This window comes from Streptomyces sp. NPDC017993 (genome assembly GCF_044328065.1).
GTDB lineage: Bacteria > Actinomycetota > Actinomycetes > Streptomycetales > Streptomycetaceae > Streptomyces.
The window spans coordinates 199,114-211,042 of record NZ_JBIRGO010000004.1; the positions used below are offsets into that span (position 1 = coordinate 199,114).

The 11,929-nt window shown below is 69.6% G+C and carries 8 protein-coding genes; 3 read left to right on the forward strand and 5 right to left on the reverse strand.

The window, feature by feature from the left end:
• Window positions 1-38 precede the first annotated feature (38 nt).
• The 3 genes from ACH4FH_RS08270 to ACH4FH_RS08280 form a co-directional block, all read right to left on the reverse strand.
• Window positions 39-1,757 carry a BCCT family transporter gene (locus ACH4FH_RS08270; RefSeq protein ID WP_398555212.1) on the reverse strand — a complete coding sequence of 573 codons (1,719 nt, stop codon included), beginning with the start codon at window positions 1,755-1,757 and terminating at the stop codon, window positions 39-41.
• Between the two features lie 78 nt (window positions 1,758-1,835).
• Entirely contained in the window at window positions 1,836-3,176 is a 1,341-nt protein-coding gene (locus tag ACH4FH_RS08275; RefSeq protein WP_398555213.1) for a M14 family metallocarboxypeptidase, read from the reverse strand.
• A 78-nt stretch (window positions 3,177-3,254) separates the two neighbouring features.
• The gene (locus ACH4FH_RS08280; RefSeq protein ID WP_398554952.1) at window positions 3,255-5,222 is read right to left on the reverse strand and encodes a Xaa-Pro dipeptidyl-peptidase; all 1,968 of its coding nucleotides are present in this window, start codon (window positions 5,220-5,222) and stop codon (window positions 3,255-3,257) included.
• Window positions 5,223-5,438: 216 nt separating this feature from the next.
• On the opposite strand from ACH4FH_RS08280, the gene ACH4FH_RS08285 reads away from it, so the two are divergent.
• Window positions 5,439-6,941 (forward strand): M1 family metallopeptidase, encoded by a 1,503-nt coding sequence (locus tag ACH4FH_RS08285; protein WP_398554953.1) that lies wholly within the window; start codon window positions 5,439-5,441, stop codon window positions 6,939-6,941.
• 102 nt (window positions 6,942-7,043) lie between these two features.
• On the opposite strand, the gene ACH4FH_RS08290 is transcribed toward ACH4FH_RS08285, so the two are convergent.
• Entirely contained in the window at window positions 7,044-7,868 is an 825-nt protein-coding gene (locus ACH4FH_RS08290; RefSeq protein ID WP_398554954.1) for an oxygenase MpaB family protein, read from the reverse strand.
• Between the two features lie 242 nt (window positions 7,869-8,110).
• Between ACH4FH_RS08290 and sph the strand changes: the two genes are divergently transcribed.
• Window positions 8,111-9,082: a sphingomyelin phosphodiesterase gene (gene sph, locus ACH4FH_RS08295; protein ID WP_398554955.1), complete on the forward strand. Its 972-nt coding sequence runs from the start codon at window positions 8,111-8,113 to the stop codon at window positions 9,080-9,082.
• Between the two features lie 275 nt (window positions 9,083-9,357).
• Here the strand turns inward: sph and ACH4FH_RS08300 are convergent, their stop codons facing one another.
• Complete coding sequence (locus ACH4FH_RS08300; RefSeq protein WP_398554956.1) at window positions 9,358-10,818, reverse strand: amino acid permease; 1,461 nt, start codon at window positions 10,816-10,818, stop codon at window positions 9,358-9,360.
• A gap of 372 nt (window positions 10,819-11,190) precedes the next feature.
• Here ACH4FH_RS08300 and ACH4FH_RS08305 point away from each other — a divergent pair, with 372 nt between their 5' ends.
• Window positions 11,191-11,919: a MerR family transcriptional regulator gene (locus ACH4FH_RS08305; RefSeq protein WP_398554957.1), complete on the forward strand. Its 729-nt coding sequence runs from the start codon at window positions 11,191-11,193 to the stop codon at window positions 11,917-11,919.
• The last annotated feature ends 10 nt before the right edge of the window (window positions 11,920-11,929 follow it).

Here is an 11,929-nt window from a genome sequence, read left to right on the forward strand (position 1 = left end):
CGGCCCTCCGCGGCGTGATTCTTCGGCTGTCCGGTCCCTCAGTCGGCCGAGTCACCGCGCTTCCCGGCCGCGGTGTCCTCGGGACCGCTACCCTCGGCGGTGGCGCCCGAACTCTCGGCGTCAGCGGGGCCGATACGGAACTCGAATTCGCCGTCGTACTGCTCGTGCCCGGCGATGACGGCCATCTCGACGGCTTCCTCGCCGCGCTGACCGCGCACGATCAGCGGGTCGCTGCGCAGGTCCCGCATGAGAGCCCAACACATGGCGATCATGACGATCAGGAAGGGCACCGCGACCAGAATCGTCAGATTCTGCAATCCGGTCAGGGCGTCGCCCGAACCGCCTCCGATCAGCAGCATGATGGCGGCCACCGCGCCGGTCACCACACCCCAGAAGATGACCACGGGCCGGCTCGGCTCGAAGGATCCCTTCTGCGACAGGGTGCCCATGACGATGGACGCGGCATCGGCGCCGGAGACGAAGAAGATGCCGACCAGGACCATGACCAGCACGCTGGTGACGGTCGCCAGCGGGTACTGGTGCAGCACGTCGAAGAGCTGCCCCTCCGGAGTGCTGGAGCCGCTGAGCTTCTTGGAGTCCTGCAGCTTCATGGCCGAGCCGCCGAACACCGCGAACCACACCAGGCTGACCACGCTCGGGACGAGCATGACGCCGCCGATGAACTGACGGATCGTGCGACCACGGCTGATGCGGGCGATGAACATGCCGACGAAGGGCGTCCAGGAGATCCACCACGCCCAGTAGAAGACCGTCCAGCTGCGCAGCCAACTGCCGAGGTCGTCACCACTGCTGGCCTCCGTCCGGCCGGCCAGCTGCGGCAGCTCCCCGATGTAGGACCCGATGGAGGTCGGGATCAGGTCGAGGATGAGGATGGTCGGCCCCACCACGAAGACGAAGACCGCCAGAATCAGCGCCAGCACCATGTTGATGTTGGACAGCATCTGGACGCCCTTGGCGATACCGGACACCGCGGACAGGATGAACGCGATGGTCAGTACGGTGATGACAAGGACCAGCAGCGTGGTGCTGACGCTGTCCATCCAGCCCAGCACCTTGATGCCGCTGCCGATCTGCAGCGCCCCGAGGCCGAGCGACGCCGCGGAACCGAAGAGGGTGGCGAAGATGGCCAGGATGTCGATGACCCGACCGCCCCAGCCGTTGGCCCGCCGCTTGCCGATCAAAGGCGTGAACACCGCGCTGATCGTTTGCCGCCTCCCCCGCCGGAAGCAACTGTAGGCAATGGCCAGGCCCACCACCGCGTAGATGGCCCAGGGGTGCAGGGTCCAGTGGAACAGCGTGGTGGCCATCGCCGTGTCCATCGCCTGCGCCGCGTCCTTGGGGTCGGTGCCCGGCGGCGGCGACATGAAGTGCCCCAGCGGCTCACTGACGCCGTAGAACATCAGGCCGATGCCCATGCCCGCGCTGAACATCATCGCGACCCATGACACCGTCCGGAATTCGGGCTCCTCGCCCTCCTTGCCGAGGGTGATGCGGCCGTACTTGCTGACCGCCAGCCAGATCGCGAAGATCACGAACGCGGAGGCGGAGAGCACGAAGGCCCAGCCGAGGTTGTCGATCACCCAGTTCAGCATCGACGTCGAAACGCTCTTGAGCGAGTCGGTACTACCTGCTCCCCAGGCGATGAACGCCAGGGTGAGCAGCGCGGTCACACCGAAGACCACGCGGTCCGTCTGCGGGGGGCCGGTGCGGTGCGGATCGCCGGGGAGATCCGCCAGGAGTGGCGTACCGCCCCCGTCTCCCTCTTCTTTGTCTCTGTCCGACACGAGTCGACCTTTCAATTGGGCATATTTTCCCTACGGGTTACCCCCTACCACACCGCGGCAGGCATTCATGTGTGCCGCGACCGTAAGGTGATAATCGGCCCTTTCGTCAAGCAGGAGCGGAACGAGCCCCCGCAACGGCTGGCGCAAAGGTACGACGGCCCCGCTACCCAGCTTCCGCCAATTCACTCCGTGCAGCGCCAATTCATCCTTGACCTGTGCGAACTGTGCCGCGTCGAGGCGGTAGGCGCAGGGCGGGTCGGCCAGGGTCTGCGCGTCGGTGGCCGGGTCGTTGTCCGCACCACCGAGATAAACCGGGCCACGGTCGGCGTATCCGGCCAGCCGGGCCGCGGCGGTGGCCGCCTCCACACGGCCGCGGTGCCGGTCGAGGAAGGAGAACGCCCCGTCCAGGCCGGCCAGCTGCGATGTCACCCGGCGCCGGTTGTTGAGGGCCGGGTCGGTCTTCTCCGCGTCGGTGAGCGCGTCGACACGGGTTTCGACGAGCAGACCGACAGAACCCTTGACACCGGCGGTGTTGCGCAGTATGCGCTCCTGGCCGTCGCCCGCGACCTGCTTGAGGGGCTCACCGGTCTCGGGGTCGGTCCAGATGCCGTAGACGCCGGTGCTGAAGCCGGCCCGCTGCACGGCGGGCTCGACGAAGTCCTCGGACAGTACGGTGGCTTCGCGGTGCACCGCGTCCGCCGTGTTGAGGTTGCGCGGCCAGAGCGAGAGCACGTCCTTCATGTAGTACGGCACGGTGGGGCCGTACTCGTGCAGGTCGTAGATGGTGTCGGGGCGGTAGTCGCGGATGACGGCGGCCATCGCACGGCCTTCAGCGGTCTTCAGGGCGAGATGGTCGCGGTTGATGTCCACGCCGTCGGAGTTGCCGCGGGTGTCCGCTGCCCGGCCGTCGGGGTTGGCGGTCGGGACGACCAGCACGCTGGTGCGCTCCAGGAAACGCTCGGTCGCCCTGTCCTCGGCGAAGGCGAGGTCGCGGACGGTGGTCAGGCACGCCTCGCGGCCGGAGGGCTCGTCGCCGTGCTGCGAGCAGATCAACAGGACGGAGTTGCCGCGGCGGATGTCCCGGGACCGCTCCGGGGCCGGTGCGCCGAGGCGTACCAGCTGCACGGGGCGGCCCTGCTCCGTGGTGCCGATCCGGTCGACCTCTGCCCGCGGTCCCGCGCGGTCGACGGCGGCGAGGAAGCGTTGCTCCTCCGGCTGGGTGGTCCAGCGGGCGCCGTGGCTTTCCTCAAATCCGGTGCGCGGTGGGTGGGACCCGGTCGCGTCGGCGGGCGAGGCCGGCAGCGTGGCGGCGAGCGTGGCCGTCAGGCCGACGGCCAGAGCGCCGAGGGCGAGGCTTCGGGAGCGGAATATCACGGGGTGGTGCCTCCCTTGCGTGGAGCGGTGGGGGGACGTTCCGGGCCGGCCCACGGGGCGGGGCGGCCCGGCCGGTCATCGGGCGGACGGCACCGGGGTGGCCGTGCGCGGCGGGGCGATTCCCCGGAGCGGTGCTGCCGGCTCCGGGGCCGGGTGCGGGGCACCGGCCGTGGCCCGTGCGAGGGCGGGCACCCCGCCGGTGAGCGGCAGTTCGGCGGTGGTGCGGGACAGGTCGAGGGTGAGCCGCGGCCGGGAAGCCGGCGGATCGATCAGACCCGCGTCGGTGCCGGCCACGATGAGCGCGAGACGGTGCCCCGCGGGCACGACGTGGTCGCTCGCGGCCAGGTCCAGGGTGATCGTGTAGGGCTTGCCGGGGGTGAGCGGCCGGCCCTTGTGGTCGTCGGCGTAATTGCCGAGGTCGGCCCAGCCACGGCTGAAGACGGTGTGCGCCACCTTCCTGGTGTCGGCCTCGGTCTCCTTGAAGCAGCCGGTGTCGCCGGTGGTGCCGGCGCCCCAACAGGTACGCGTGCCGAGGGTCGTGATGCCCTCACCGTCGGCGGCGTAGTCGCGGATGGTGTCGGGACCGACGTCCACCAGGACGGCCGAGAGGTGGGCGGTCGAGGTGCTGGGGGTGGCGGTCACCGTGACCTTGCCGGCGCCGGACAGTCGCAGGGGTGCGCTCAGCGGGCCGGTGGCGAACCCGGCCTTGGCAGGTGTCGACTCATCGATATGGGCCGCCCAGTCGGCCTCGCTCAGTTCCGGGTCGTCGGTGAACACCGCGGTCGACCCCTGCGGCGCGGGCTCGGTGCCCAGGACACCGACGCCGGGCGAGGTGCCGTTGCGCGGCCGCAGGGTGGTGGCCGTGGTGCCCGCCGCGGGCCACCGCGCATCGGTGGTCCAGCGGCCGGGGGCGCGTTCGATGTCCGCCATCGGGGCGCGGTCGATGCCGTTGTCGTAGCCCATCAGGTAGTGGTCGAACCACTGGTGCAGGGCGCGCACCCAGTCCGTACGGCGGAAGTCGAAGGGGTCGACGTGCCCGGTCTGGGAGAGCCAGATCTTGCGCTCGACGCCGTGCCGGGCGAGGGCGTCCCACCACCGGCCGGCGTGCCGGGTGCGCACGTTGAGGTCCTGCATCCCGTGGACGAGGAACACGCTCGCGCGCACCTTGCCCGCGTCGGGAACGTAGTCGCGCTCGGTCCACAGGCCGGTCCAGTCGCCGCTGCGCGGTGCGCCGTCGGCGAGCCGCTGCTGTACGGCGGCGCAGCGTTCGCGCGCCTCGGGGCTGTCGACGTAGTCCGCCAGACCGTCCGGGCCGGAGTCGTAGAGCGGGGCTCCCTTGGCGAAGTAGTAGTCGTACCAGGAGGAGATGCCGGCGATGGGGACGATGGTTTTGAGCCCTTTCACGCCGGTGGCGGCGACGCCGTTGGCGATGGTGGCGTCCCAGCTCTTGCCGATCATGCCGGTACGGCCGTTGGACCAGTCGGCGGCGACGGGATGTCCGGCGGTGCGTGCGTCGTAGGCGCGGGCCCTGCCGTTCAGCCAGTCGATGACGGCCTTCGCCGAGCGGATGTCGGAGCGGCCCCCGACGTCGACACAGCCGTCCGAGCGGTTGGTGCCCGCCAGGTCGACGAGGACCGTTGCATAGCCGCGCGGCACGAAGTAGTTGTCGTAGTAGAGCGGGAACCCGACCGGCCTGCCCCGGTCGTCGTAGGTCTTCTTCTGGCTCTCGTTGCCGCGCCCACAGCAGGAGTAATAGGGGCTGGCGTCCATGATCACGGGTACTTTGCGGCCCTGCTGCGCGGGTTCGGCCGGGCGCACGATGTCGACGGCGACCCGGTCGGTCCTCCCGTCCGCGTCGCCGTCGAGCCGTGTGTCCACCCAGACCGACTCGCGTATCGCGCCGTCGTAGGAGTAGACCGGCGTACTTTCGCCGGGTGCGGCCTGCGCGGCGGTCGGGCCGATCAGAGCGGACAGCAGGGCGACGACGGCCGCCACCGCGAGGGCCTTCCAGGGGATGCGGGGGACCCGCGCACGAATCGTCACTGGCGGACGGTAGCGCGGCTCAACTCCCGCGCGTAAGGGTGCGTGTGACGAGGAATGTGCAGTCGGTGACAGAGGTCAGAGGTGGGACGGAAGGGGCGCCGGCGACGGCAGACGCTTCATGTCGGTCATGTGTCAGATGTGGCCATGTGCATGACGGTGACCCACTGAGTACATAGGGTCTGAAGCGATCCATCTCCCCTACGAGTTGGAGGACTCGTGCGTCACAGACTCCTCGTCCCGGGCGCGGCCGCGCTCAGCCTGATGCTGGCGATCCCGGCATCGGCGGCCGGCCATGCTGATCTGCACAGCACGCCCGGCGCTCCGGGTGTGGGCGACTCCTACTACCCCGAGAGCGGAAACGGCGGATACGACGTTTCCCACTACGACCTGCGTCTGAAGTACCAGCCGAAGACGGACCTGCTGGAGGGCACGGCGACGCTGCTCGCCCGGACCACCCAGGACCTCTCCCGCTTCAACCTGGACTTCGGCCTGAAGGTCAGCGAGATCCGGGTCAACGGCAAGAAGGCGGCCTACACCAGCTCCGGCAAGCACGAGCTGGAGGTCACCCCGGCCACGCCGCTGGCGAAGGGCGCGCAGATCAGCGTCGTCGTGCGCTACGCCGGCAAGCCCTCGGAGCTGAAGATCGACGGCTACAGCGCCTGGGCCCGTACGCCGGACGGCGGCGTGGTGGCGCAGGAGCCGGACGCCGCCGTGTGGTGGTTCCCCAGCAACGACCACCCCACCGACAAGGCGACGTACGACATCTCGGTCGCCGTCCCCGACGGCACCCAGGCGCTCAGCAACGGCGTGCTGGCCTCGCAGTCCTCCAAGCTCGGCTGGACGCGCTACAACTGGCGCTCCGACAAGCCGCAGGCGACGTACCTGACCACGCTCGCGGTCGGCAAGTTCGACGTCACCACCGACAAGACCGCGAACGGCCTGCCGGTGATCAACGCCGTCAGCAAGGACCTGGGCGCCAATACGGGATCGGCGTGGGCGAGCATCGAGCGCACCACCGAGATCACCGAGTGGCTGGAGAGTGTCTTCGGCGCCTACCCGTTCAACGCGGTGGGCGGCTATGTGCCGAACGTGCCGGCGGGGTACGCCCTGGAGACCCAGACCCGCCCCTTCTACGGGAAGAAGGCCTTCGACCGGGGCACGAACGTCTCCGTCGTGGTCCACGAGCTGGCGCACCAGTGGTACGGCGACAGCGTGTCCCTCAAGGACTGGAAGGACATCTGGATCAACGAGGGCTTCGCCGCCTACAGCCAGTGGCTGTGGTCGGAGAAGGAGGGCGAGGGCACCGCTCAGGAACTCGCCGACTACGTCTACGCCCAGCACCCGGCCGATGACGCCTTCTGGACGGTCAAGCCGGGCGACCCGGGGGCGGAGAACCAGTTCGACGGCGCGGTCTACGACCGTGGCGCGCTGACGCTCCAGGCGCTCCGCAACAAGGTCGGCGACCAGGTCTTCTTCGACCTCCTGAAGTCCTGGCCGACCGAGAACAAGTACGGCAACGCCTCGGTTGCCGACTTCGTGCGGTTCGCGGAGAAGAAGTCCGGCACGTCTCTGACCGCGTTCTTCGACACCTGGCTGTTCCAGCCGTCCAAGCCGTCCGCGGGGGCGGCGAAGCAGGCGTTCGGCACGCAGGCGAAGCATGTCGCGGAGCCCGCGTCCTGGCGGAAGATCGCGGCCACGCACGACATCCACGGCCACTGACCCGGTAGCCGGCGCGCGGCGCCGCCGCATTGCCCACCCGCCGCCGCGGAGGACGCTCTCCTTCGCGGCGGCGGTCGTCGTGCGGCGGTCATCGGGCGGCGGTCATCGGGCGGCGGCGCGCTCCCGCCGCGCCGCCCGGCGGGCCCGGCGCGCCGTGGGCAGGAACCGTAGCCGCTCCGGCAGTACGGGGACCACGACACGGACGACCCGGCCGAAGCGACGCAGCAGGCGTTCCTGACTCTCGGTCCACTCCAGGCCGATCGCGTCGCGTGCGTCCGGCGGCATCAGGCCGATCGTGACGAAGCGCCGGAAGCGGACCAGCAGCGGCAGGAGCGCCGGCCAGCTCAGCCGGAGCAGCGTCCGCAGCGCCACGGGGCCGCGGTCCGGGACCGGCAGCGGCAGGTCGGTGGCGATCAACTCCCGCACCACGACCGTCTTTTCGAGTTCGTTGTCCAGGACGCCGCGGTAGTACGGCCAGAACGCCTCGATCGTCTGCGGCATGTCACGGTCGTGAATCCCGAGGACCCGGCCGACCCGGAGCCACTCCGCGTACAGCTGCCGCTCCTGGGCCTGGGTGAAGGGGCGGCCCAGGTAGTTCTGCGCGTGCCGGAAGACCGGGTAGCCGGTGGCGTGGACCCAGGCGTAGTGGTCCGGGGTGAGCGCGTGGTACTTCCTGCCGTGCGCGTCGGTCCCCTGGATCGTCTTGTGCAGCCGCCGCAGTCGACGTCCCTCCTCCATGGCTCCCGGCCCGCCGTACACCCACAGCTGGAGCGAGAGCAGCGAGCGCTCGCCGCGACCCCACGGGTCCGTGCGGAACACGGAGTGCTCGTCCACGCCCGCGCTCACCGCGGGATGGGCGACCTGCATCGTCAGCGCGGCGGGCAGGGTCAGCAGGACGCGGATGTCCCCGACCAGGGACCAGAGCACGCCGCCTGGCGGCGGGGGAACCGGTCCGGGGGGCCGGGATATCGGCCCGCTTTGCACCGCTTTCATGGTATGAGCAATGATACGGCCCCTTCCCAGGCCGGGCAGCGCGCCCGGGCGGGGCGGTAACGGTGCGCGGGGGTCGCGCGGTCCATCCCGCCTCCACCCCATGGTTACCCCGAGGTAACCGCAGCTGGTTTGATGAGCGTCGCCGGATCACACCCCAACCCCCATCGGGAGATTCAGTGTCGCTCTCCGCGTCGCGCACGACCCGGGCCGCCGGGATAGCCGCAGCCCTCGCCGCCGTCACCCTCGCCGGGTGCCCCACCGCGTCGGCCGCCACGGCCCCCCACATGAAGGTGCTGACGTACAACGCCTTCCTCATGAGCAAGAACCTTTACCCCAACTGGGGCCAGGACCACCGCGCGCAGGCGATTCCCGCTGCGGACTTCTTCCAGGGCAAGGACGTCGTCGTACTCCAGGAGGCGTTCGACAACTCCTCCTCCGAGGCACTGAAGTCCCGCGCCGCGGCGCAGTACCCCCACCAGACTCCGGTGGTGGGCCGGAGCAAGGACGGCTGGGACGCCACCGGCGGCGCCTACTCCGCCCTCACCCCCGAGGACGGCGGGGTGACTCTGCTGAGCAAGTGGCCGGTCCTCCGCAAGGAGCAGTACATCTACAAGGACGCCTGCGGCTCGGACTCCTACTCCAACAAGGGCTTCGTGTATGCCGTGTTGGACGTGGGCGGCGCCAAGGTGCACGTGGTCGGCACGCACACCCAGTCCACCGACTCGGGGTGCGCGACGGGCGAGGCGGCCGCGGACCGCGCCAAGCAGCTCAAGGAGGTGGACGCCTTCCTGGACGCCAAGAACATCCCGGCCGACGAGGAGGTCATGGTCGCCGGCGACCTGAACATCGACTCCCACAGCGGCGAGTACGACGCGCTGCTCGCCAATGCCGACCTGGCTCCGGCCGACACCCGCACGGGCCACCCGTACTCCTTCGACACCCAGGACAACTCGATCGCGAAGGACCGCTACCCGACGGACCCTCGCGAAGACCTGGACTACGTCCTGCACCGCAACGGCCATGCCCGGCCCGCCTCGTGGCAGAACGACGTGGTCAAGGAGGAATCCGCGCCCTGGACGGTCTCCAGCTGGGGCAAGGACTACACCTACACCAACCTGTCCGACCACTACCCGCTGATCGGCGGCTGACCAGCCGCTGAGCCACGCGCGCCCCACCGTCCGGGCGCGCGCGGCGCCGGCGGCGGACCCTGGGCCCGCACAGCCAACTGTCCGATGGCCTGGGCCCAGTCCATCAGCCGCTCGTCGCTTCCTGCGCGGCCGACGCACTGCAAGCCGTTCTTCGGCACGGGGGCTCACCGGCGACTGTCGCCGGGGATGAGCAGACCGGCGTACGAAAGGGCGGCCGCGGACGCCTCGGTGGGCATCCGCGGCCGCCCTGATACCTCAGGTCCGCCGCTGGGCGGCTACTTCGTCAGACGGCGTTCCTCGGCGATGCGGTTCACCCGGCCGCGCACCGCGAACCAGCCGCCGATCAGCGCCAGCCCAATGACCGGGATCAGCAGCACGGTCTGCCGCCCGACACCGTCGTCGAACCACATCAGCACGATCACGCCCAGCAGGAACGCGATGGTGGCGATATCGGTGACCGGGGTGCCCGGAAGGCGGAAGCGCGGCCGTTGGACCTTGCCCTCCTTCGAGCGTCGCACGAAGACCATGTGACAGATCATGATCGTGCACCAGGTGCTGATGATGCCCAGCGCCGCGATGTTCAGGACGATCTCGAACGCCTTGCCCGGGACGACGTAGTTGAGCCCGACACCCAGCACACACACCGCGGAGGTGAGCATGATGCCGCCGTACGGCACCTGGCTGCGGTTCATCAGTCCGGCGAACTTGGGAGCCGAGCCCGCCATGGACATGGAGCGCAGAATGCGGCCGGTCGAGTACAGGCCCGAGTTCAGGCTCGACATCGCCGCGGTCAGCACGACGAGGTTCATCACGTCGCCCGCCGCCGGCACACCGACATTGGACAGCACGGTGACGAAGGGGCTCTCGCCGTCGACGTACTTGTTCCACGGCAGCAGCAGCGTCAGCAGAATCACCGAGCCGACGTAGAAGACGCCCACCCGCCACATGATGGAGTTGACGGCCTTCGGCACGACCTTCTCCGGCTCGCTGGTCTCGCCCGCGGTCACACCGACCAGCTCGACGGCGGAGTAGGCGAAGACCACGCCTTGGAGCACGATCACCACCGGCAGCAGACCGGTCGGGAAGAGGCCGCCGTTGTCGGTCAGCAGATCCAGTCCCGGCGTGTGTCCGTCCACGGGGTGCTGGGTCGCCAGCAGGAAGATGCCGATGAACATGAAGACGACCAGCGCCGCGACCTTGATGATCGCGAACCAGAACTCCAGCTCACCGAAGATCTTCACCGAGATCAGGTTCACCGTGAGCACCACCGCCAGGGCGATCAGCGCCATCACCCACTGCGGGATGTCGGTGAACAGACTCCAGTAGTGCGTATAGAGCGCGATCGCGGTGATGTCGGCGATACCGGTGGTCGACCAGTTCACCACGTACATCCAGCCGGCGACGTAGGCGCCCTTCTCCCCCAGGAACTCGCGGGCGTAGGAGACGAAGGATCCGGAGGACGGGCGGTGCAGGACCAGCTCGCCCAGGGCCCGCACGACGAAGAAGGCGAAGAGGCCGCAGACCGCGTAGGCGACGGCCAGCGCCGGTCCTGCGGAGTGCAGACGGCCGCCGGCGCCCAGGAACAGGCCGGTTCCGATGGCACCGCCGATGGCGATCATGTTGACGTGCCGACCCTTGAGGCCCTTGCTGTAGCCCGCGTCGCCGGCATCCTGCTGCGACCCGTTCCCCCCGTCCGGTGGCCTGTGGGCTTCCTCCGTGAGGGTTTCTGTGCTCACTGCTGGTTCATCTCGCTTTCGGACAGGCGCTGGTGCCAGGACCGGTTTCCGCGGATCGCGCGAAGTCGGCCGACGGCACACCTTCCCCGAAGAGCGCTCCCCCGTCTGTGGGCAAGATCACAGGGCGCGTCTCCGCGCTGTGAGCTGAGTACATTTGTCCGTATTTGATCCGCAGATCGGCGTCGGTTGCCGGAAAGATCGCTGCATATCCGGACAGCGCGACTCGTCCTCGCTGAGGCGTGTCGCCGGGTCCGGCTCGACGTGCGTCCGGGGGCGCCGAGTCCGCCCGGCGGCGCGATCGGCGCATCGAAGTCCGGAGCCGAGCAGCGCGGAAGGTTTCACAGCAGTGGTGAGACAGCAATACTGTTGAACATGATGGAGTCCGCCACCGACCTGACGGTCGACGAACTGGCCGCCCGCGCCGGAGTCACCGTCCGCACCATCCGCTTCTACAGCACGCGCGGGCTGCTGCCGCCGCCCGAGATCGGCCCGCGACGCGTCGGCCGCTACGGCCCCGACCACCTCTCCCGGCTGGCGCTCATCGAGGAACTCCAGCACCAGGGCATGACGCTCTCCGCGATCGAGCGCTACCTGCAGCAGCTGCCGCCCGATCTGAGCGCGCAGGACCTGGCCATTCACCGCGCCCTGGTGGCCGGCTGGATCCCGGACACGGCGGAGGACGTCACCCGGGAGCAGTTGGAGCGGCGGGTCGGCCGGGAGCTGACCGAGGAGGACGTGGACCGGCTGGCGGCCATGAGCGTGCTCGTACGGACCGATGACCCGCGGGTCTTCCAGGTCGATCCGGGGCTGCTGCATCTGGGGACGCGGCTGCTCGACGTGCCCATCGCGCTGGAGACGATCCTCGCCGCGCGCACCGTCGTCATCGAGCACACCCGCTCCGCGGCGCGCGAGCTGGGCCGGCTCTTCAAGGACGAGGTGTGGGAGCCGTCCCGTGACGGTGCCCCGGCCGCGGAGGAGAGGGCGCGGATGAAGTCGCTCTCCGCCCATATGCAGCCGATGGTGGTGCAGGCGCTGGTCACGGCGTTCCAGCGCTCGATGAAGGAGGAGCTGCGGGAGTGGTTCGGCGCCGGTGAAGGGTGAGCGGGGGCGG